At 53.6% G+C, this 22,509-nt stretch carries 21 protein-coding genes; 6 read left to right on the top strand and 15 right to left on the bottom strand.

Annotated elements, in window-relative coordinates; genetic code table 11:
- The first annotated feature begins 14 nt into the window (after positions 1–14).
- Positions 15–680 (top strand): ankyrin repeat domain-containing protein, encoded by a 666-nt coding sequence (locus WG31_RS05365; protein WP_063354883.1) that lies wholly within the window; start codon positions 15–17, stop codon positions 678–680.
- A 61-nt stretch (positions 681–741) separates the two neighbouring features.
- Here WG31_RS05365 and WG31_RS05360 read toward each other — a convergent pair whose 3' ends face one another.
- The 3 genes from WG31_RS05360 to WG31_RS05350 all read right to left on the bottom strand — a co-directional run bounded on the left by WG31_RS05360 (position 742) and on the right by WG31_RS05350 (position 2,905).
- Entirely contained in the window at positions 742–1,845 is a 1,104-nt protein-coding gene (locus tag WG31_RS05360) for a site-specific DNA-methyltransferase (protein ID WP_063353868.1), read from the bottom strand.
- Positions 1,842–2,489, bottom strand: a complete 648-nt coding sequence (locus tag WG31_RS05355; protein WP_006116024.1) for a ribonuclease HII — start codon at positions 2,487–2,489, stop codon at positions 1,842–1,844. Before WG31_RS05355 ends, WG31_RS05360 begins: the two co-directional genes overlap by 4 nt.
- 110 nt (positions 2,490–2,599) lie before the next feature.
- Complete coding sequence (locus WG31_RS05350) at positions 2,600–2,905, bottom strand: CsbD family protein (protein ID WP_035351587.1); 306 nt, start codon at positions 2,903–2,905, stop codon at positions 2,600–2,602.
- A gap of 112 nt (positions 2,906–3,017) precedes the next feature.
- On the opposite strand from WG31_RS05350, the gene WG31_RS05345 reads away from it, so the two are divergent.
- From WG31_RS05345 to WG31_RS05325, 5 genes are all read left to right on the top strand, one after another.
- Entirely contained in the window at positions 3,018–4,412 is a 1,395-nt protein-coding gene (locus tag WG31_RS05345; RefSeq protein ID WP_063353867.1) for an MFS transporter, read from the top strand.
- A 173-nt stretch (positions 4,413–4,585) separates the two neighbouring features.
- Positions 4,586–5,821: an efflux RND transporter periplasmic adaptor subunit gene (locus tag WG31_RS05340; RefSeq protein ID WP_063353866.1), complete on the top strand. Its 1,236-nt coding sequence runs from the start codon at positions 4,586–4,588 to the stop codon at positions 5,819–5,821.
- A complete protein-coding gene (locus WG31_RS05335; RefSeq protein ID WP_063353865.1) occupies positions 5,818–9,009 on the top strand; it encodes an efflux RND transporter permease subunit in 3,192 nt (1,063 codons plus the stop codon). Before WG31_RS05340 ends, WG31_RS05335 begins: the two co-directional genes overlap by 4 nt.
- The gene (locus WG31_RS05330; protein WP_063353864.1) at positions 9,006–12,314 is read left to right on the top strand and encodes an efflux RND transporter permease subunit; all 3,309 of its coding nucleotides are present in this window, start codon (positions 9,006–9,008) and stop codon (positions 12,312–12,314) included. Before WG31_RS05335 ends, WG31_RS05330 begins: the two co-directional genes overlap by 4 nt.
- On the top strand, positions 12,314–13,879 hold the full coding sequence (locus WG31_RS05325) for an efflux transporter outer membrane subunit (RefSeq protein ID WP_006116030.1): 1,566 nt from the start codon (positions 12,314–12,316) through the stop codon (positions 13,877–13,879). The genes WG31_RS05330 and WG31_RS05325 overlap by 1 nt, the downstream gene beginning before the upstream one ends.
- 87 nt (positions 13,880–13,966) lie before the next feature.
- Here the strand turns inward: WG31_RS05325 and WG31_RS14920 are convergent, their stop codons facing one another.
- The 12 genes from WG31_RS14920 to rplO form a co-directional block, all read right to left on the bottom strand.
- The gene (locus tag WG31_RS14920) at positions 13,967–14,143 is read right to left on the bottom strand and encodes a DUF1328 domain-containing protein (protein ID WP_006116031.1); all 177 of its coding nucleotides are present in this window, start codon (positions 14,141–14,143) and stop codon (positions 13,967–13,969) included.
- Positions 14,144–14,201: 58 nt separating this feature from the next.
- A complete protein-coding gene (locus WG31_RS05320) occupies positions 14,202–14,435 on the bottom strand; it encodes a hypothetical protein (RefSeq protein WP_035351594.1) in 234 nt (77 codons plus the stop codon).
- An 82-nt stretch (positions 14,436–14,517) separates the two neighbouring features.
- On the bottom strand, positions 14,518–15,336 hold the full coding sequence (locus WG31_RS05315; protein ID WP_082823136.1) for an ABC transporter ATP-binding protein: 819 nt from the start codon (positions 15,334–15,336) through the stop codon (positions 14,518–14,520).
- Entirely contained in the window at positions 15,324–16,088 is a 765-nt protein-coding gene (locus WG31_RS05310) for an ABC transporter permease (RefSeq protein ID WP_035351599.1), read from the bottom strand. Before WG31_RS05310 ends, WG31_RS05315 begins: the two co-directional genes overlap by 13 nt.
- Positions 16,085–17,146: an ABC transporter substrate-binding protein gene (locus WG31_RS05305; protein WP_063354882.1), complete on the bottom strand. Its 1,062-nt coding sequence runs from the start codon at positions 17,144–17,146 to the stop codon at positions 16,085–16,087. The genes WG31_RS05310 and WG31_RS05305 overlap by 4 nt, the downstream gene beginning before the upstream one ends.
- 175 nt (positions 17,147–17,321) lie before the next feature.
- The gene (gene rplQ / locus WG31_RS05300) at positions 17,322–17,747 is read right to left on the bottom strand and encodes a 50S ribosomal protein L17 (protein WP_006116036.1); all 426 of its coding nucleotides are present in this window, start codon (positions 17,745–17,747) and stop codon (positions 17,322–17,324) included.
- A gap of 34 nt (positions 17,748–17,781) precedes the next feature.
- Positions 17,782–18,801 carry a DNA-directed RNA polymerase subunit alpha gene (locus WG31_RS05295; protein ID WP_003622752.1) on the bottom strand — a complete coding sequence of 340 codons (1,020 nt, stop codon included), beginning with the start codon at positions 18,799–18,801 and terminating at the stop codon, positions 17,782–17,784.
- 109 nt (positions 18,802–18,910) lie between these two features.
- The gene (gene rpsK / locus WG31_RS05290; protein WP_003622750.1) at positions 18,911–19,303 is read right to left on the bottom strand and encodes a 30S ribosomal protein S11; all 393 of its coding nucleotides are present in this window, start codon (positions 19,301–19,303) and stop codon (positions 18,911–18,913) included.
- A gap of 66 nt (positions 19,304–19,369) precedes the next feature.
- Positions 19,370–19,747 (bottom strand): 30S ribosomal protein S13, encoded by a 378-nt coding sequence (gene rpsM, locus WG31_RS05285; protein ID WP_006116037.1) that lies wholly within the window; start codon positions 19,745–19,747, stop codon positions 19,370–19,372.
- A gap of 113 nt (positions 19,748–19,860) precedes the next feature.
- Positions 19,861–20,529: an adenylate kinase gene (locus WG31_RS05280; protein WP_063353862.1), complete on the bottom strand. Its 669-nt coding sequence runs from the start codon at positions 20,527–20,529 to the stop codon at positions 19,861–19,863.
- The gene (gene secY, locus WG31_RS05275) at positions 20,526–21,884 is read right to left on the bottom strand and encodes a preprotein translocase subunit SecY (RefSeq protein ID WP_063353861.1); all 1,359 of its coding nucleotides are present in this window, start codon (positions 21,882–21,884) and stop codon (positions 20,526–20,528) included. Before secY ends, WG31_RS05280 begins: the two co-directional genes overlap by 4 nt.
- Before the next feature lie 135 nt (positions 21,885–22,019).
- On the bottom strand, positions 22,020–22,508 hold the full coding sequence (gene rplO / locus WG31_RS05270; protein ID WP_006116040.1) for a 50S ribosomal protein L15: 489 nt from the start codon (positions 22,506–22,508) through the stop codon (positions 22,020–22,022).
- Position 22,509 lies beyond the last annotated feature (1 nt).

Raw genomic sequence — 22,509 nt, 5'->3', positions numbered from 1 at the left:
GGAAAGAGTGGGGTGTGCGGTCTCTCCACTTTCACACCATTATGCGGTGTGATAGCATGACGCATACGTGTAATGATGGACAGACAATGACCCGTTTCTGCCGCCTTGCTTCTTCTGCCGTGCTTATGGGCAGTTTTGCCTGCTTTGCCACCACTCCCGTCTGGGCGCAGGCACAAGGGGGCGATGAAGCTGCTGCTGCTGAAGACGCCAAAAAGGCGGAAGCCGCGCAGGCTGCCAAACAGGCTGCCCCGCCCACCAATATTCCCGGTGCATCAGGCTTGGATGAAGATGACGGGGATAAATCCAATAAGGATGTGGAACCCACAGCCGCCCTGTTTGATGCCATTAACCGTGGCAGCATTTCTGCTGCAAAAGATGCCATTAACCGTGGGGCGGATCTGAACGGGCATAATATTCTGGGTCAGACACCTCTGGATATGTCTATCGACCTTAACCGTAACCCCATTACCTTCCTTCTGCTTTCCCTCCGCACTCCGGCTGATAACCCGCATTCTTACGGTGGCAGCATGGATGGTGGTTCGGAACCTGTTGTTTCTGGCGGTATCAATAATGCCCGTTATGAGCAGGACGAACAGAAGCAAATACAAGAACGGCGGTACGATAGCACAGGCGGCACCGCACAACCTTCTGTGGGCTTTTTGGGCTTTGGCGGCAGCTAAAACGCTGCCTTTTTATATTCTGTTTTTAAAGTATTTTCTTACGCCATATAAAACAGCGCAGTTATGCCTGCGCTGTTTTATGCAGTGTTTCCTGCCGCAGCACATCAAGCTGCAACAATTCCCCTGCCCGTTCAAAATACCAGAATGTCCAGCCATTGCAGGAAGGAGCATTTGTAAGCTGCGCACCCAACTTGTGGATAGAACCGCGCTTGGTGCCATTTACCAACGTGCCATCAGGCGAAACAGTCGCATGTACACGGCGTTTTTTGTCACACACTACCGTACCAGCAGCAATAACCCCTTGCTCCACCAATGAGCCGAAAGGAATACGCGGGGCTTCACGCTTATCCTGCGTGGTCTGCACGGCATCGGCTTCCAGCGGCGTTTCAGCGGCCACACGCGCCATGGCAGCTTCTACATAATCCGGGTGGCGTTCAATACCGATAAAATGCCGCCGCAAACGGCGCGCCATAGCAGCCGTGGTGCCTGTGCCGGAGAATGGGTCTAGAATAACATCATTTACCGTGGTGGAAGCCAGCAGCACGCGATGCAGCAGGCTTTCTGGTTTTTGGGTCGGATGTAGCTTCAACCCGTGTTCATTCCGCAGGCGCTCATTGCCTGTGCACAGGGGCAGATACCAGTCTGAGCGCATCTGCACATCATCATTCAGCGCCTTCATGGCCTGGTAGTTAAAACGGTACCGGCTATCCTGCCCACGTGCGGCCCAGATAAGGGTTTCATGTGCATTGGTAAAACGCCGACCACGGAAATTGGGCATGGGGTTGGATTTACGCCACACAATGTCATTGAGAATCCAGAAGCCCAGATCCTGCAAAATGGCGCCAATGCGATAGATGTTATGATAGGAGCCAATCACCCAAATTGTGCCATCCTTATGCAGCACACGGCGGGCCTCTGCCAACCATGCACGGGTGAAACGGTCATATTCTTCCAGATCAGAGAATTTGTCCCAGTCATCATCCACGCCATCCACCAGCGTATCATCTGGGCGGCGCAGTTCTCCACGCAACTGGAGGTTGTATGGCGGATCTGCAAACACACAATCCACAGAACGAGAAGGCAGGGAACGCATGGTTTCCACGCATTCACCACGGAGGATCTGATCAATAGGGAGTTCCATGGATGCTGATTTTGCGCCGCTCATACCTGCTTCTCCGCCGAATAATGTTCTTCTAGCTGCCGGCGCACTGTGCCGAACGTCTTTCTATGGTGCGGTGTAATGCCCACGCTGATCAGCGCCTTGCGATGAACAGCCGTGCCGTAGCCCGCGTTTTTCTCCCAGCCGTAATCAGGCCAGCGCGCATCCAGCCGAGCCATAGCGCGGTCTCGCACCACTTTGGCCACAATAGATGCCGCAGCAATAGACAGGCTTACCCTGTCTCCGCCCACAATAGCCTGTGCAGCGCAGCCAAAATCCGGCAGCTTGTTGCCATCCACCAGCACGTGGTCTGGCAGGCGCGGCAGGCGGCCTACCGCCCTTTGCATGGCCAGATGGGCTGCATGGTGAATGTTCAGCTTATCGATTTCCGCAGTGGAAGCTGCCCCAATGCCGATTTCAATACCCGGCACTTGCGGCAGGCGTTCCGCTATGGCTTCGCGCACAGCTGGTTTTAATTTTTTGGAATCATCAATAACGGCGGCAAGATCAGCAGGTACACCAGCCCCAAACACCACGGCGGCAGCAACCACGGGGCCTGCCAGCGGACCACGGCCCACTTCATCCACCCCGGCCACTCGGCCACCCAGCTGCTGTTCCCGCGTAAAGTCCGGCATTGCTTCTCTTTCCATCCATTTGATGCGACTCGGCTAAATTAACCGAGTCGCATCAACTGCGACTCCGCAGGGAAGGAGAAGCATTTTTTTACCTAGGAGCGCAAGAGTCCCGGTAAACTAATTTTTCAAGAACGCTTGCGACGGGGGAAGATCAGCCAGCCCAGAACAAGGCCAATAGCGGATACAATACCCAATGAAAGCAGGGGCTTATCCCGCACAAAGGTTGCTGCCTTTTCCAGCACGCCTTCACCTTCTTCGTACAGATCTGCAAAATCCTGCTGCATGTGGCCAGCAAACTGATCGAACTTACCTTCGGCCTGCATGCCAATATTACCTGTCAAACCGCCGATGGCATCTTTAACATGGCCTTTGGCATCTGTTGCTGCGCCTTCAACCTTGCTTTCAACATTCTTGATTTTATCTTCAGCCATGACTTTTTCCTTAAACTTTGAGTGCAATCCTACCCGCCTGCTTGCCGTAACAAAACAGTGCTTGCAGGATCATAGGTTGCATCAGACCGCAAAAACACGTTTCTGACTAGGCATGCCACGCCCGACCAAAGCGCAGTTCACCGCCCTGATCGTTGCCTCCATGATGTTTATGGAACAGCTTGATGGCACCATTCTGGCAACAGCTCTGCCTTCTATTGCTAACAGTTTACACGTTGATACAGTTGCAACCTCTGTTGCACTCACATCCTATATTATTGGGTTAGCTATTTTCATACCGGCTTCTGGTGCGTTGGCAGACCGGCTGGGCAGCCGGTCTGTGCTGATGGTGGCCATTTGCATTTTTGTCACCAGCTCTCTGTTTTGCGCTCAAGCAAACTCCCTTCCCTTTCTGGCCTGCATGCGTACGCTGCAAGGTATTGGCGGCGCCCTTATGGTGCCCATAGGGCGGCTTGTGATTATCCGCAGCACACCGCGTGATCAGCTTGTGCGCACCATGACGTGGATGATGTTGCCCGCAACGCTTGGCCCTTTGCTTGGCCCGGTGGTTGGTGGATTTATCACCACATGGTTTTCATGGCGGTGGAATTTTTACCTCAACATTCCTATCGGGCTGGTCGGGCTAGGGCTTACATGGCGCTTTATTCCACAAATTCGCGAGCCCTCACCTGCGCCGTTTGATTTAAAGGGCATGGTGCTGGCCGGGGGTGGGCTGGCGCTGCTTTCTGTTTTTGCAGAACTGTTCAGCCACGCAGAAGGTTCAATAACTTTGCGCGTGCTTATGCTGGGCGCAGGCAGCCTTCTGATGGCCCTTTACTGCATTCATGCCTTCCGCATTCCCGCGCCATTGCTAGATTTCCGGCTTATGCGCATTCCCACATTTCGGATTTCTGTTTTAGCGGGCGCGGCCTCACGCGTGGCAGTGGGCTCGCTGCCCTTTCTCATGCCATCCTTTCTGCAAATCGGCATGGGGCTCAACGCTGCCCAAAGCGGGCTGGTCACATTTACAGCCCCCATTGGGGCGTTAATAACGCGGCCCTTTGTACCCGCCATTTTGCGGCGCTGGGGCTTTCGGAAGGTGCTGATGTTCAATGGCATTTCCGCTGCTGTCGTTTTTACACTGGTAGCGAGCTTTCGGCTACCGCATGCCTTGTGGCTTTTTTCGCTTATTTTAGCATGTGCCGGAGCTGCGCAAGCTATCCAGTTTTCCGCTTACAACACCATTGCCTATGCTGATGTGCCAGCAAGTAACATGAGCGCTGCAACCAGCCTGTATTCCACCATGCAGCAGATCATGCTTTCTGCTGGCATATGTATTGCTGCGGGCACGCTTACCGTGCTGGGGCAAATATATGGCCACACAACACCCACTTTGGGCGATTTTTCCGCAGGTTTTCTGGCAACTGGGGCTGTATCTCTTCTGGCTGTGCCATTTGCGGCAAGCCTTGCACCTTCTGCCGGGGCCTCCATGAGCGGAAACAAACGTTAAAAAACGTAACAAGCCCTTCCCATATCCATGTGGTACGTTTTACGGTGAAAGCAGAACTTCCTGCTTTCCAGCTCCCATCACTTCTCTCAGATGGATTATAAAACCTTATTCTGGCCTTTATTTTCCTATCTGAACCAATATTCCTTATTTTTAGGTAATACGCAGCGCGCCACATGGATGAACATCAGCCAGCCACTCCCGTTTCTCCGTCTTCACCATCTCCGCGCCCTCCCCGTAAAAAACGGATGTTACTTGCAGGCATAGCTCTGGCAGGTGCATGCGTGCTGGCCTTTGCCTTCCTGCGCCCGCATGGAGACACCAGCAGCGGAACGCATAAAAAGGGCAAACACCACACGGCTGATACATCTCAGGCGCAGCCCGTTGCCGTACAAACGGTACATAGTGGCTCCATGCCCGTGGTGTTTACCGAGCTGGGAACGGTTATCCCCATTACCAACGTAACCGTGCAAACCCGCGTGGAAGGCTACCTGATGAACGTGCTGTTTACGGAAGGGCAGCACGTACACAAAGGTGATCTGCTGGCGCTGATAGACACCCGCCCTTATGAGGTGTTGCTAGCCCAATATGAAGGCCAGCTTGCCGCAGATAAAGCCCAGCTTGCACAGGCACGCGTAGATAGCGCGCGTTACCAGCGCCTGATCCGACAGGACAGTATTGATGCTAAAACGGCCAAGGATCAGCAGTTTATCGTGCAGCAACTGGAAGGCACGGTAAAATCCGATCAGGCTTTGGTGGATAACCAGAAGCTCCAGATCACTTACTGCCATATTATTGCACCTGTAGATGGCCGTATTGGCATACGTGCTGTGGATAAGGGCAATTACGTTACGGCGGGTCAATCTGGCGGGTTGGCTATTCTAACGCAGATGCAGCCTATCTCTGTTATCTTCACACTCCCGCAGGATCAGCTTCCTGAAGTGGCGGAAGAGCTACGCACCCAAAAATCCCTTTCCGTAGAGGCATGGAACAGTTCCAATACGCAAAAAATTGCGGATGGCACCGTTAGCACGCTGGATAGTGAAATAGATACCTCCACTGGCACCGTGCGCCTGCGTGCCATCTTCCCCAACACGGATGAGCATCTGTTTCCCAACCAGTTTGTAAATGCCCGCCTGTTGGTTAAAACACTTAACAATGTGCTGCTACTGCCCACAACAGCAGTGCAAACTGGCCCCAATGGCCTATTTGTTTACGTTGTAAAGGCCGATAACACCGTTGAAGTGCGGCCCGTTACCACGGGCACATCAGATGGCACCAACATTGTTGTTCCCTCTGGCCTGAAGGATGGTGACAGAGTGGTAACAGATGGCACAGACCATCTGCGTGCCGGCATTAAAGTCACCATTCCTGCACAAACCACTCCAGCATCGGATTCCGCGGCAAAGTGAACCCCTCAGCCCTTTTTATTCGCAGGCCGGTTGCCACTACTCTGCTTATGCTGGCCATTTTTATGGCTGGCCTGCTGGGCTACCATTTTCTGCCCGTTTCCGCCCTGCCGCAGGTAGATTATCCAACCATTACGGTTGAAACATTCTACCCCGGCGCTGGGCCAGATGTCATGTCCACCTCTGTAACTGCCCCGCTGGAAACCCAGTTTGGCCAGATGCCGGGGCTGGACCAGATGACATCACGCTCATCTGGTGGGGCATCGGTTATTACCCTGCGTTTTGCGCTGGATACTTCCATAGATGTGGCGGAGCAGGAAGTTCAGGCTGCCATTAACCAGGCCAATTCCCTGCTGCCAACAGATCTGCCAGCCCCTCCGGTTTACGCCAAGGTAAACCCGGCGGATACACCTGTGCTAACACTGGGCATTACATCTTCCACCATTCCGCTGCCAGAAGTGGAAGACTACGTGGATACGCGCCTGGCGCAAAAAATCAGCCAGATTTCCGGCGTGGGGCTGGTAACGCTTTCTGGTGGCAACCGCAAAGCCATTCGGGTGCGGGTTAACATTCCCAAGCTTACATCCTACGGTATGGATCTGGACACGTTGCGCACCACCATTGGCAACGTGAACGTAAACTCCCCTACCGGTACGTTTGATGGCCCGCAAAAGGCCGCCACGTTGCAGGTGGATGGGCAGATTACCAGTGCGGATGTGCTGCTTAATCAGGTTATCGCCTATCAGAACAACGGCCCTATCCGCCTGCGTGATGTCGCAACGGTGGTTGTCGGTGCGGAAAACACGCAGCTTGCGGCGTGGTCCAACCTTACGCCCGCACTGATCATGAACGTGCAGCGCCAGCCCGGCGCCAACGTAATTTCTGTGGTGGACAACGTAAAAGCCACCCTGCCTGCCCTGCGGGAAACGCTGCCCCCGGGTATTGATATTACCCCGCTAACAGACCGCACCACCACCATTCGCGCCTCTGTGTCCGATGTACAGGGCGAACTGTTTTTATCCCTCGCGCTGGTTGTGGCGGTTATTTTTGTATTCCTGCGCAATATCCCTGCCACCATTATTCCCAGCCTGTCTGTGCCGCTTTCCATTATCGGCACGCTGGCAGTGATGTATCTGCTGGATTTCTCGCTGGATAACCTTTCGCTTATGGCGCTTACCATCGCCACCGGCTTTGTGGTGGATGATGCCATTGTCATGATCGAGAACATCTCCCGCTACGTGGAAGCGGGAGAAGACCGTATGACAGCCGCCCTGAAAGGGGCCGGGGAAATTGGCTTTACCATTATCTCGCTCACCATCTCGCTGATTGCGGTGCTCATTCCACTGCTGTTTATGGGCGATGTTGTGGGCCGCCTGTTCCATGAATTTGCGCTTACACTGGCCGTTACCATCATTCTGTCTGCTGTGGTTTCGCTTACACTGGTGCCGATGATGTGTGCGCGTATTCTTTCTGAACGTGTGCATGATGCCGGTTCTGCCACAACAGCATTCCAGCGCTGGTCTGCCCGGATGGAAGACTACACGGAAAAGCTGATTGCCGGATATGACCGCATACTGGATGTGGTGCTGGCCCACCGCGTGCTAACCTTGTGCGTGGCCGTAGGTACACTGCTGCTTACAGGTGTGCTGGCGTGGGTTATACCCAAAGGGTTCTTTCCCGCGCAGGATACGGGGGTAATTCAGGGTATTTCTGTTGCCTCACAAACCATCTCGTTTGAGAGCATGAAAGAGCATCAGCAAGAACTTGCCAAAGTGCTGCTGAAAGACCCGGATGTGGTCTCGCTTTCTTCCTTTATTGGGGTGGATGGGCAGAACGCCACGCTTAATCAGGGCCGGTTTCTTATCAACCTGAAACCGCATGATGACCGCACAAGCACAGCGGCGCAAATTGCCCGGCGGCTGGCCGATGAAACCTCACAGGTAGCCGGTATCAAGCTGTATATGCAGCCTATTCAGGATCTTTCTCTGGATACAACAGTTACGGCTACGCAATACCAGTTCCTGCTTGAAAACCCAGAATACAGTGCCTTTGAGACATGGGTGCCAAAGCTGCTGGACCGCCTGAAGCAGGAACCTGCGCTTTCTGATGTCACATCGGATTTGCAGGCATCTGGGCTGGTGGCAAAGGTTACGCTGGATAGAGCCACCGGAGCACGTTATTCCATCACGCCGCAAACCGTTGATAACGTGTTGTATGACAGCTTTGGTCAGCGGCAGATTTCTACCATCTATACGCAGTCCAACCAGTATCGCGTTATTCTGGAAGCAGACCCCAAGTTCCAGACCAACCTTTCCTCACTTTCCCAACTTTATCTGCCGGGTATCAGCGGCAATTCGGGGGAAAGTGTTTCTGGCCCTACGCGTTCACCCACTTCCGGCATGGTGCCGCTAGATGCCGTTACCACCGTTACGCAGGAAACAGCGCCCCTGCTTCTCACACATTTTGGGCAGTTCCCCGCCACCACCATTTCCTTTAATCTAAGCGATGGCTATGCGCTGGGGGATGCCACGGCCGCCATCCGCAAGGTGGAAAAAGAAATTGGGCTGCCTTCCACCTTCCAGACATCATTCCAAGGCACGGCAGCCGCGTTTGAAGGCTCACTCAGCAATGAGTTGTTCCTTGTAGCTGCGGCGTTGATTGCCGTGTACATCGTGCTGGGCATTCTTTACGAAAGCTTTGTGCATCCGGTTACCATTCTCTCCACCCTGCCCTCCGCCGCCATTGGAGCGCTGTTAACGCTGATGATTGCGGGCGTGGATCTGGATATTATGGGCATTATCGGCATTGTGCTGCTAATTGGCATTGTTAAGAAAAACGCCATCATGATGATCGACTTCGCACTGGAAGCCGAACGCGTGCATGGCATGGACTCCCTTCAATCCATCCGCACTGCCGCCACACTGCGTTTTCGCCCTATTTTAATGACAACCCTTGCCGCCATGTTGGGTGCTGTGCCCATGGTCATCTCTCATGGCACGGGGTCCGAGCTGCGTTACCCTCTGGGGCTGAGCATTATTGGCGGGCTGGCACTTTCCCAATTGCTTACGCTGTTTACAACGCCGGTTATTTATCTGGCGCTGGATACGCTGGCCCACAAGTTCAACGCCATGCGGCACCGGCACAGCCAGCCTTCTGCCCCACCTCCGGCTGATGGACATTCCACACCATGAGCATAAGCCGGCTGTTTATTGACCGGCCCGTGGCCACCATTCTGCTTACGGTGGCCATGTTGCTGGGGGGCATTTTAGGCTACCGCACCCTACCGGTATCTGACCTGCCGAATGTGGATTTTCCGGTGATTATGGTGCAAGCCACGCAGGCCGGCGGCAGCCCGGAAGAAATTGCCAGTTCTGTAGCGGCCCCGCTGGAGCGGCATTTGGGGCAGATTGCGGATGTGACGGAAATGACGTCACAATCCTCGCAGAACACCACGCGCATCATGCTGCAATTCTCGCTCTCACGCGATATCAACGGCGCTGCGCGAGATGTGGAAGCCGCTCTTCAGGCAGCCCATGCGGATATGCCGTCCTCCCTGCGGCAAAACCCGACGTACCGCAAAGCCAACCCTAACGGCGCGCCTATTCTGATTTTAACCCTGACATCAGACACCCATACGCGCCCACAACTTTATGATTACGCCACCAATGTACTGGTGCAGCATCTTTCATCTGTAGAAGGTGTTGGTCAGGTAGAAATCAGCGGGAGTGCGCTGCCAGCTATCCGTGCAGAAATAAACCCTCTGCCGCTTTACCGCTACGGCATCAGCTTTGAAGACGTGCGCGCAGCCTTGGCCTCGGCCAATGCCCATACCCCCAAAGGTATTATTGACCAAGGCGGCATGCGCTTTACCCTGGATACGAATGATCAGGTAAGCAAAGCGCAGGATTATCGGGATCTGATTATCGCATGGCGCAATAATCGGCCCGTGCGGCTGGCGGATATTGCCCAAGTGCGTGATAGCGTGGAAGACCTGCGCAACGCCGGATATTACAATGGCCAGCCCTCGGTTATTGCCATCGTGTTCCCGCAGGCTGGGGCCAACGTGATCCATACGGTGGATCAGATCAACGCTAAGCTACCCATGCTCAAGGCCGCTCTGCCCGGCGGGGTGGATTTGCATATTGGGCTGGATCGTTCCCTTACCATCCGCGCCTCTCTGGCCGATACACAGCTTACACTGGTTATTTCCGTGGTGCTGGTTGTGCTAATGGTGCTGCTGTTTCTGCACTCTGTTAGAATGACGCTTATTCCCGCCATTGTGGTGCCAGCTTCTATTGTGGCCACATTTGGGGTGATGGCGCTGTTTGGCTATTCGCTGGACAATATGTCCCTTATGGCGCTTACGGTTTCCACCGGCTTTGTGGTGGATGATGCCATTGTGGTGGTGGAAAATATTGCCCGCTACATAGAACAGGGCTTTCCCCCGCGAGAAGCCGCCATAAAAGGTAGCGGCGAGGTAGCTTTTACCGTTTTCTCCATTTCCATTTCGCTGATTGCGGTTTTTCTGCCCATTTTGCTCATGGGTGGCCTTGCGGGCCGGTTGTTCCATGAATTCGCAATGACGGTCAGCATCACCATCATTATTTCCATGGTGCTATCTCTCACGCTTACCCCCATGATGGCTGCTTACCTGTTGGCCCCACGTGCGCCCGCGCTTGAAACGCAGGAACACGCACCGTTTTCTGCCCGTGTAGCGGCACGTATTACCCGTGCGCTAGATAAACTTCAGGCTGGATATGCGTATTCACTCGATGTTGCGCTGCGGCATAGCAAGCTGGTGTTGCTGAGCCTGCCCTTTACGCTGGCGCTGATTGTCGCGCTGTTTATTCTCATGCCCAAGGGCTTCTTCCCGGTAGAAGATACGGGCCTGTTGATGGGACATTTGCAGGGGGATCAGTCTATCTCGTTTGGCGCACTCAGCAAAAAACTGGCTGATGTGCAAAAGGCTATTCTGGCGGAATCAGAAGTTAAAAGTGTTTCCTCCTTTATTGGTGGTCGCGGCTCTTCCAACCAAGCCAATCTGTTCTTGCAGTTGCAGGACAAAAGCGAGCGTTCGGATACCCCCACAGACCTTATCAACCGTATCAGCACACGGCTGAGCAAACTGGTGGGGGCTGATTTCTTTCTGATGGAACCCGGCGCCGTACGTGCGGGCGCCCGGCAGAGCAACGCCTCCTACCAGTACACATTGGAAGGTGAAAACGCATCTGAGCTTTATACATGGACAGACAAGCTCCAAAGTGAATTACGCCGCCACCCACAGTTGACCGATCTTTCATCCGACGTGCAGCAGGGTGGTTCCGCCATGAGCGTGGATATAGACCGTGATACCTCTGCACGTGTCAGCATCACGCCGCAGTTGCTTTCCAACACGCTGTACGATGCCTTCGGGCAACGCGCGGCCTCTGTCATCTACAACAGGCTCAATCAGTATCGCGTGGTGATGGAAGCTGACCCGGTGCTGTGGTCCAACCCCCACAGCCTGATGCAGGTGTGGGTCAGTGTGGCTGGTGGCACAGCGGGTGGTGGCACACAATCCAACACCATACGTGTGCGCAACACCAGCGGGCTGGATGAGGCCGGAAGCAGTTCAGCATCTTCCCTAAGTTCGGAATCCTTCAAAAACCAGATTGCCAACGCACTGGCGGGAGGCGCCGGGGCTTCCAACGGGTCTGCTGTCAGCACATCGTCAGAAAGCATGGTGCCGCTTACGCTGGTTTCTCAGATTGTGCAGACACGTACACCCCTTTCGGTCAACCATCAGGGTATGGCTGTGGCTTCCACTATCTCCTTCAATCTGGCCAAGGGTGTTTCGCTTAGTACGGCAACGCAGATTATCAACGCCGCACAGGTTACGCTGCATATGCCATCCACCATCCACGGCAGTTTTGCGGGAAATGCCGCACAGTTCCAGAAAGCCGTGAATGATGAACCCCTGCTGATACTGGCCGCCTTGGCTGCCGTGTATATTGTTCTGGGTATTCTGTACGAAAGCTATCTGCACCCGCTCACCATTCTTTCCACCCTTCCTTCTGCTGGTGTGGGAGCACTGTTGGCGCTGCAACTGGCTGGGGAAGAATTCTCGCTTATCGCCATGATCGGGGTGATTCTGCTGATTGGCATTGTAAAGAAAAACGCTATCATGTTGGTGGACTTTGCCCTTGTGGCAGAGCGTGAACATGGCATGTCTTCGCTTGAGGCCATCCGTACAGCCTGCCTGCTCCGCTTCCGCCCTATTATCATGACATCCGCTGCCGCAGCGCTGGGGGCTGCCCCGCTAATGATCACCAATGGCTATGGGGCAGAACTACGCCACCCGTTGGGCATTGCCATTGTGGGCGGGTTGCTCGTCAGTCAGGCTCTTACACTTTACACCACCCCTGTTATTTATCTTACGCTTGATACGTGGCGGCTGCGTGTTCAGAAAATACGCCTGCGCTCTTTCTTTTCTCGCACCTCCCGGCAGGATAGCTGATGGTTTCGCCTTCTTTTTCCAGCATGATGCTCAAACACAAAAAACTGTCCCGCCGCGCTGCCAGCCTTATGGCACCACTGGCGCTTATGGGCTGCATGGTTGGCCCCAATTATAAACGCCCTTCGGCCATTATCTCTCCGCAGTTCAAGGAGCTACGGCCTGCGGCTGGGTGGAACTATGCACAGCCCAGCTTGGCGGCCATTCCCAAAGGCGCATGGTGGACGCTTTATAATGACCCGCTGCTGAACCAGCTTGAATCTCAGGTGGAAATCAACAACCAGAACGTCGCACAGTATGAGGCCAGATACCGCAATGCCCGCGCCGCCATTAACGCCATACGGGCAGAGCTGTATCCTACATTAAGCGGTGCCCTCTCCTTCAACCGGCAGAGTTCTGGCCGTGGCTCGCGCTCATCAGGCACGATTATTAACTACGGAGATACAACGTCCTCCATTGCCTCCAACACCACAGAAAATACCTATGCAATGGGTGCTTCCGCCTCGTGGGATCTGGATTTGTGGGGCAATATCCGCCGTCAGATTCAGGCTCAGGTAACAGAGGCTCAGGCTTCTGCGGCTGATCTGGCCAATGCCAAACTCTCCTATCAGGCGCAGTTGGCAACAGCTTATTTTAACCTGCGGTATCAGGATAGCTTGCACGATCTGCTACAAAAGAACGTAGATTTTTACGAACGCTCCTACCAGATTACCAAAAACCAGTATGATGCAGGCACGGCTGACCCCACCACACTGATGCAGGCCAAAACCCAGCTTGAGCAAACACGCGCCCAAGCCACCGCAACAGATGCCGCCCGCGCAGGGTATGAACATGCCATTGCCATTCTGATGGGCAAATCTCCGGCGGATCTTTCCATTCCCCACGGTGCGCTTACGCGGGATATTCCGGCCATTCCTGTTGCCGTGCCCTCAGAGCTTTTGCAGCGCCGCCCAGATGTTTCTGCCGCAGAACGCAGGATGGAGGAATATAACGCCCAGATTGGCGCAGCACTTGCTGCATTTTACCCGGACGTAAAATTAACAGCCAGCTACTCCTACAGTGGTGACCCGGTGGGAGCACTGGTGCAGGTAGCCAACCGTATCTGGGCGCTAGGTGCTTCCGCTACGGAAACCCTCTTTGAGGGGGGCGCACGTACCGCCGCTGTGCGTGAAGCCAACACCAATTATAATTACTACGTAGCCGCCTACCGCCAGACCGTGCTGACAGCCCTGCAACAAGTAGAAGATCAGCTTGCCAACCTGCGCGTACTAGCAGACCAGGCAGACCAACAGGCTGTTGCTGTAGAAGCCGCCAACAAGGCTGTGCAGATTTCCTTCAACCAGTACATGGCTGGCACCCAGATTTACACCACGGTTATTACGGCGGAAGTAACAGCTCTTTCCAATGCGGAAACGGCACTGCAAATTCAGCAAAGCCGTATTCTGGATTCCGTCACGCTTATTGAAGCTCTTGGTGGTGGGTGGGATGCATCCTCGCTGCCTAGCAAGGATTCCATGCAAACAGACAACCCGCTTCTGCCATCCTTTATCCAAAAGGATAAAAACTAGGGCGGCCTGCTTTTTAGCTGCACAAACAAAAAACCCCCGGCCTTTTCAGACCGGGGGTTTTTTCATACTCTGGTTATTCAGAAGCGGTTATTTTGTAATGGCACGCCCAGCCAACAGGGCCACCACCAGAAAAACAACGAACAGAATAATTGCGATAAAGAACAGGATTTTTGCCATTCCCGCGGCTGCGGAGGAAATACCACCAAAACCGAACAGTCCCGCAATAAGGGAAATAACTAGAAAAAACAGTGCCAGCTTCAGCATGTAATCATCTCCTTCACACCTTCAGGCAGAGTTTTCTGACTGAAAATCTATCAAAATTTTAACGTCGCCGCCGGAGCAGGCCACCAACAATAAAGCTGAAAATTCCCACAACCGGCAGAATCAGGAAGGGCTGGTCAATCACCACATCCCGAACAGCTTCCGTTGCAGCACAACGCTTGGCCGGGTTCATTTCATCATAACTGGGGAGCTGGCTGAACAAGCCTTCCGCACCATCCTGAACACGGCCAATACCTTCTTCCAGCGCGTAATCCTTTGTGTTGTCATCGCTCATGCGATGTCTCCCCATTTTGTTGCATGTGAACGCACGACACCCCAAAAAGGATGCGTGAGACTTTTATTTATATGCTTTTCAACTAAATTTCAGCAGAACGCCAGTACGGAGCACCACCGGGGTCTTTTTCCCCCGCAATCATAGCGCGCAAACGGGCCGCATAGGTTCTAAACACCGTGCTTTCGGGGTTTCTTTCATCCATCGTAATGGCAATTTCACCCGTAATACCTGCTGGTGGGCCGCCCGCAAGCACCACTACACGGGTAGCAAGGCGCAAGGCTTCCTCAATATCATGCGTTACAAACAGCACGGTTTTATGCGTTTGTTGCCAGATACGTTGAAGCTCCTCTTGCAAGCTGCTGCGTGTAATAGGGTCTAGGGCACCAAAAGGCTCATCCATCAGCAGCAGATCAGGATTGACTGTAAAAGCACGCGCAACCCCTACACGCTGCCGCTGCCCACCAGACATACGGCGGGGCCACCTATCTGCTGCTTCCTCCAGCCCTACCAGTTTAAGCGCATCCATGGCGCGTGTGTGCTTTTCTTCACGCGTTAGGCCCAAGCCTTCCAGGCCGAATTCAACATTTTTCAGCACAGAACGCCACGGCATCAACCGCGCATCCTGAAAGACCAAGGCCCGCCTACGCCGTTTGGTGCCTGTTTCCTCTGCATCTGTTATGCAGGCCGAACCACCCACTGTGCCTTCCGTAAGCTGCATGAGCCCCATAAACACGCGCAGAAGCGTGGATTTCCCCACACCAGATGGGCCTAAAAGCGCAACAAATTCACCCTGCTCCAATGTGAGGCTCACATTGCGCAACACAAAATTAGCTCCGCCATCGTGCGAGAGGCCGACATTATCCAAGCTGGCAACGCTGTGTTTGTCGCTCATGGTTGCCACCTCAGCACGCGTTTTCTTACAAACCCGAACAGAAAATCAGTTACCGCATAAAGCAAAGCCATGGTGAGCATATAAACAACCACAACATCGGTTGCCAACAAGCTGGATGCCTGCATCATCCGCGCACCAATACCGGGAACACCAAACAGTTCCGCCGCCACAACAGACATCCAGCCCTGCCCCAAACCTGTGCGCAGGCCAGACATAAGGCCGGGAGAAGCCGCAGGCAGCACCACCTTGAACAAACGCCCCAAAAAGCTGCCATGCCCAAAAGCGGCTGCCAGTTCATACAGTTCTGGGTCCACTCCGCGCACGGCACTGTGGGCCGCGTAAAAGTTGATCCAGAAAACTGAAATGGCAATCACAAAGGTGGCGCCCGATGTGTTCAGGCCAAACCACAAAATGGCAAAAGGCACCCACGCCAAGCCCGGCACAGGCCGCAGCAGCCGGACAATACCTTCCAGCAAGCCATCCACAACAGCCGCCATGCCGCACAGAATGCCTAAACCAGCACCCAGCACGGAACCAATAAGCAAGCCCAACAGATAATGGTGCAGACTGTCTAAAATGGCCTGCTGCCAAAAGCCCCCGCGCACTTCATCCAGCCAGGCTGGCCCTAGTGAACTGGGAGCAGGCACCATACCAGAAGGCAGCAATCCTGTTCGGACTGCTGCCTCCCACCCTCCAAAAAAGACGATAAGCCCGATAAGACCTAACGCCCATTTTGTTGAAAACGAAACTTTATCCCTCACTGCTGGCTCTGCTTCCACATCTCCAGATCAAACAGGCTATCCACTGGCTCGGCCTTACGCAAAAGCCCCTGTTCAACCTCAAAATCCTGTAACTGCCGCACGCCTTCTACAATACGTGCAGGATCACTCACAAAATGCTGGGCAGAACGTGCAAGGGCTTTTTGCAACACTTCTTCCTTCAGCATACCGCCACCCAGTGCCGTGCGCACGAAAGGAGCTGCTTCGTCCGGATGCTGAGACACCAAGGTGTTGGCTTTAACAAACAGGCCTGTAAGCGTTTTTGCCCATGGTACTTCTGTCGGCTTTACAATAGCCAGAACAGAGCCCGGCTGATCGGGCAGCATATCATGCCCCGTGGCCAGAATTCTGGCTTCCGGCACACGCATTTTTGCAACTGTTAAAGAAGGTTCGCGCAATACGGCGGCATCTACCGCACCAGCCAGAAAAGCCTGCTGTGCGGCATCAATATCCACACCGGCAATATTGATAACAGAGGCAGGCTGCGCAATATTAAGGCGTTTTTGCAGCCAGTAACGGAGCATGATATCCGGCACGGAACCGGCTGGCTGTGCGGCAACACGCGGCAAATGCCCTTGTTCCTGCTTGAACTTGGCAAAGCCATCCTTAATGACCTGAGCAGACAGACCACCCTCCTGCCCTTCTGGCACGATCTGAGCCAACGGGCCACGGGCCACCAGCTCCAATTCCTCCACCGAACCAGAAGCCACAACCTTAACATCCACACCATGCGCACGTGCCTGCAACAACGGCAACACACCTGCGACGTAGGCATCAATACGCCCAGACACCAAAGCCTGAATAGCCTGAGGGCCAGAACCAAAGCGCACAAGTTGCAGATCCAAACCAGCCTGCTTGGCCCAGCCTTCACCATCCAGAACAAACAGGGCGGATGAACCCAGAACAGGAATATACCCAATACGCACCGGGGTTCCGGCCCGTGCCTGCTGTGTCAGCCCTACAAAAAGCAGGCTGACCACCAGCATAATCCGCAGAAAAACTTGCCTCATAATGCCACCGTGTTTGTTTGCGCCATTCATTTTGCAATTACTAACGTGCCAGAAGGCTATATTGTCAATATACCATGTTGAAATGGTGTAAATTTTCCAGCCAATTTCACGATATAAAATCGCACCACTCATGCAATTATGAGAGCATAAAAAAAGGCCAGCCCATTTCTGAGCCAGCCTTTTTTCTAAAAACCAGATACGTGGCTTATGCAGCCAGATCCTGCTTTTCTTCTGCTTCCGGACGTGGGCCGCTGTCCTGCCCTTTGGCAGAAACATCGCGATCAACCAGTTCGATAACAGCCATAGGTGCGGCATCGCCATAACGCACGCCAGCACGCAGAACGCGCGTGTAACCGCCGTTACGAGCCTTGTAGCGTTCTGCAATAGCAGCAAACAGCTTTTTCACGATCACATCATCACGCAGCATGGCAAAAGCCTGACGGCGCGCATGCAGATCGCCCCGCTTACCCAGCGTAATCAGCTTTTCAACAACCGGACGCAGTTCCTTAGCTTTAGGCAGCGTGGTGGTGATCTGTTCGTGTTTGATCAGTGCAACAGCCATATTGCGAAACATGGCTGCGCGGTGAGAAGAAGTAACGCCGAGCTTTCTGCCGGCAATCCCGTGACGCATAGTTCAGTTCCTACGTATCGTGTGAAAAGTCAGATCAAAACGGCTCATCAAGCCGCTTTGCCAGCTCTTCAATATTTTCCGGCGGCCAAGCCGGCACATTCATACCCAAGGACAGCCCCATAGAAGTGAGAACTTCCTTGATTTCGTTCAGGGATTTCCGGCCAAAGTTCGGAGTACGGAGCATTTCCTGCTCGCTCTTCTGCACCAGATCCCCAATGTAGATGATGTTGTCGTTCTTCAGGCAGTTTGCACTACGAACAGACAGTTCAAGTTCATCCACCTTACGCAGCAGATTACGGTTGAACGGCAGATCATCTTCAGGCTCTTCAGCCTGCACAGGGCGCGGCTCATCAAAGTTAATGAACAGCTGAAGCTGATCTTGCAGAATACGTGCAGCCAAAGCCACAGCATCTTCAGGTGTGACAGCACCATTGGTTTCAACCGTCAGCAGCAGCTTATCATAGTCTGTTACCTGCCCCACGCGGGTAGGCTCAACTTTATAAGACACGCGCTTTACGGGGGAATAAATTGCATCCACCGGAATCAGGCCAATTGGTGCATCTTCCGGGCGGTTAGCCGCGGCAGGCACATAGCCTTTACCCATGTTAACAATAAATTCCATGCCCAGCTTAACGCCATCATCCAGCGTGCAGATAACAAGATCGGGGTTCATGATCTCGATATCATGGCCGGTCTGGATCTGGCGGGCGCGCACTTCGCCGGGGCCCGTGGCCGTCAGCATCATACGCTTTGGCCCTTCGCCATGCATACGCAGTGCCAGCTGCTTGATGTTCAGCACGATGTCCGTGACATCTTCCCGAACGCCCGCAACAGACGAGAACTCATGCAGCACGCCGTCAATCTGCACAGCAGTAACAGCCGCACCCTGAAGCGAGGACAGCAGAACACGCCGCAGCGCATTCCCCAGTGTCATCCCGAACCCGCGTTCCAGAGGTTCTGCAACCACGGTTGCGATGCGTGCTGGCTCCACACCGGATTCGACCTCAAGCTTTTCAGGCTTGATCAGAGATTGCCAGTTTTTCTGAAGGACCAAGGTACCGGCCTTTCAATACGAAAAACCACTGCAATCGCAGCGATTTCTCTGAAGTGGACACAACAACCGGAAGACAGCTTAAATTGTAAGCTGCCTTCCTGCTCAGGACTTAGACGCGGCGACGCTTACGCGGGCGGCAACCATTATGCGGAACCGGCGTCATATCGCGGATGGAGGTGATGGTGAAACCAACAGCCTGCAAAGCACGCAGTGCGCTTTCACGCCCTGACCCAGGACCGGAAACTTCGATTTCCAGAGTTTCCATACCATGTTCGCGAGCCTTGCGACCTGCGTCTTCCGCCGCAACCTGCGCCGCATAAGGCGTAGATTTCCGAGACCCCTTAAAACCCTGCGCGCCAGCGGAAGACCAAGAAATGGCATTCCCCTGTGCATCAGAGATGGTGATCATGGTGTTGTTGAACGTGGAGAGCACATGCGCCACGCCAGAAATAATGTTCTTACGCTCTTTTTTGCGAATACGCGGAGTTGCGGCTTTCGCCATGTCTTTTCTACCTCAGTCCCTGCCCAGAGCCTGCCGCAGCAGGGTTAGACATCCTAACCAGTTGGATTAGCGCGTTGCTTTTTTCTTGCCTGCAATCGCCACAGCCTTGCCCTTGCGCGTGCGAGCATTGGTGTGTGTGCGCTGACCGTGCACAGGCAGACCGCGACGATGGCGCAGACCGCGGTAGCAGCCCAGATCCATCAGACGCTTGATGTTCATTGCGATTTCACGACGCAGATCGCCTTCAACGCGATACTTGCTGTCGATCAGTTCACGCACCTTCAGGATTTCGTCGTCGCTCAGCTCGTTTACCCGCTTTGCTTCTGGAATTTCCAGAGCCTTGCAGATTTCAGCAGCCTTAGTTGCGCCAATCCCGTAAATATACTGAAGCCCGATAACAACCCGTTTGTTGGTCGGGACATTCACGCCGGCAATACGTGCCACGCCTTATACTCCTGTTCGCCCGCCTTAACCACGAACGCTCATAGCCCTTGGGGCAGATTTCACTTGGTGGCCGCGAAATATACCGGCCACCGCCACAAGTCAACGAAAACGGATCACTTTTTCGTGATCAACCCCTCGCTGGCAAGCGCATCTTCGATTTCGCCTGTCACTTCAGGGGCCGACAGCATGCCGTTAATTTTGTGCAGCCGTCCGGTTTTTTCATAAAACGGCAGAATCGGTGCCGTCAGTTTCCGGTACTCTTTCAGCCGTTCAACAACGGTTTCCCGCTTATCGTCCGCCCGGCGCTTGAACTCATGGCTACCGCAAGAATCACAGACCCCATCCACCTTGGGTGGGTTAGAGACCTCGTTGTACGTCTTGCCGCAGTTGCCACAAGTAAAGCGACCGGAAATCCGATCTGCCAGAATTTCTTCGTCCACATCCAGGAAGAGAACAGTATCAATTTTCTTCCCATCTGAAGAAAGCATGCTGTCCAGCTCTTCAGCCTGTGCCAGCGTGCGCGGAAAACCATCCAGAATGAAACCATTCTGGCAATCTGCCTGCGCAATCCGGCTTTTCAGCATCGCAATAATCAACTCATCAGGAACCAGTTTCCCGGCATCCATAAGAGCTTTTGCCTGCTTTCCTGTTTCAGATCCCTTGGCCACTTCTGCGCGCAGCATATCGCCCGTAGAAATCTGAATCAGCCCATACCGCTCTTCAAGAAGTTTGGACTGTGTACCTTTTCCCGCGCCGGGAGGGCCCAGAAAAATAATATTCATCGTCTGATGATCCTCTGCTTCCTACCGCCGCGCGATTTACGCATAAGCCCCTGATATTGATGCGCCACCAGATGAGACTGAATTTGTGTGACCGTATCAATAGTTACAGACACAATAATAATCAGACTCGTTCCACCAAAATAGAACGGTACGTTGTAGTGACTGATCAGGATCTGAGGCAACAGACAGACTGCCACCATATACGCTGCACCGATCGTGGTCAGGCGGGTGAGAATTTTATCAAAATACGATGCTGTAGAAACACCTGGGCGCACACCAGGGATAAAACCACCCTGCTTTCTCAAATTATCGGCTGTTTCCGTCGGATTGAAGGTAACGGCCGCATAAAAGTATGAGAAAAATATAATCATGGCAGCATAGAACAGCATATACAGTGGCTGCCCCTGCCCAAGTTCCTGCCCCAGAAAGGAAAGCCAGCCCGGCAGTGATTTGCCATTCATAAAACCAGCAATCGTTACCGGAATCAGGAGCACTGAAGAGGCAAAAATCGGTGGAATAACGCCAGCCGTATTCACTTTCAGTGGCATATGGGTTGTGTCCCCCCCAAACATCCGCTGCCCCATCTGGCGCTTTGGATACTGGATAACAACCCGACGCTGCGCCTGTTCCATGAACACAATAAACATGATGGTAAGTGCTGCAAGAACCAAGAAAAGCAGCACAAAGAACGGCGAAAGCGCGCCCGTGTAACCAAGCTGGAAGAGACTTGCCAATGCATGCGGCAGGTTTGCCACAATACCAGCAAAGATAATGAGCGAGATCCCATTACCCACACCACGCGCGGTAATTTGCTCACCCAGCCACATCAGAAACATGGTTCCGCCAACAAGCGTGGTTACGCATGAAAGCAAAAAGAACATACCGGGATGAACAACGGCAGCGCCTGCAGCGCTATGCACGTTCTCCAGCCCCACAGCTATCCCATACGCCTGAAACAGCGCAATAAGGACAGTCAGGTAACGTGTATACTGATTAAGCTTTTTACGCCCCTGTTCACCTTCCTTCTTGAGAGCCTCAAGAGAAGGCACAGCAGTAGACATAAGCTGCACAATAATAGACGCAGAGATATATGGCATGATGTTCAGCGCGAACACGGTCATACGCCCAAGCGCACCCCCCGTGAACATATTGAACATGCCCAGAATGCCACCCTGATGCTGCGCCAGAAGCTGCCCCATAACTGTGGCATCCACCCCTGGAACCGGGATGTATGTGCCCAAGCGGTAAACAATCAGCGCACCCAGTGTAAACCAGATTCGCTTTTTAAGTTCAGTCGCTTTAGCAAAAGAGCCTACATTAAAGTTGGCAGCCAGTTGTTCGGCCGCGGAAGCCATGCATCCGTCCTTTCATACAAACAGCGCCACCACGGCTGTGGAGACGCTGGCACAATCGCCTGAAAAATTCAGACAACATTCTGAGAAGGAACAAGAAAGGAGAACAGTGCGAACACTGCTCTCCTTTTTGCAACATCAGGAAGCGCTGGCTTCAGCAGCTTTAGGCTGCAGCAGCTTAACGCTACCTCCGGCTTTTTCTACTGCAGCAACAGCAGAAGCTGATGCACCAGAGACTTCAAACGTAACAGCTTTTGTCAGCTCACCTTCGGCCAGAATGCGCACGCCAGCATATTTGCCAGTGCCAACCAGACCAGCTTTTTTCAAAGCTTCTTCAGTAACAGGTGTGCCTGCTGCCAGTTTGCCATCAGCCAAGGCTTTTTCCACCGCACCAAGGTTTACAGGAGCATAAACCTTGCGGAAGATGTTTTTGAAGCCACGCTTAGGCAGACGACGATAGATAGGAAGCTGCCCACCTTCAAACCCGTTCAGGGAAACCCCTTCACGTGCTTTCTGGCCTTTTACACCCCTACCAGACGTCTTACCCTTACCAGAACCAATACCGCGCCCAAGACGCTTTTTCCGGTAACGGGAACCTTCGTTATCACGAAGTTCGTTGAGCTTCATT

Source organism: Acetobacter oryzifermentans, assembly GCF_001628715.1.
Lineage (GTDB): Bacteria > Pseudomonadota > Alphaproteobacteria > Acetobacterales > Acetobacteraceae > Acetobacter > Acetobacter oryzifermentans.
Note: the sequence above shows the minus strand (reverse complement) of the source record. Positions and strands in the feature narration are given on the sequence as shown.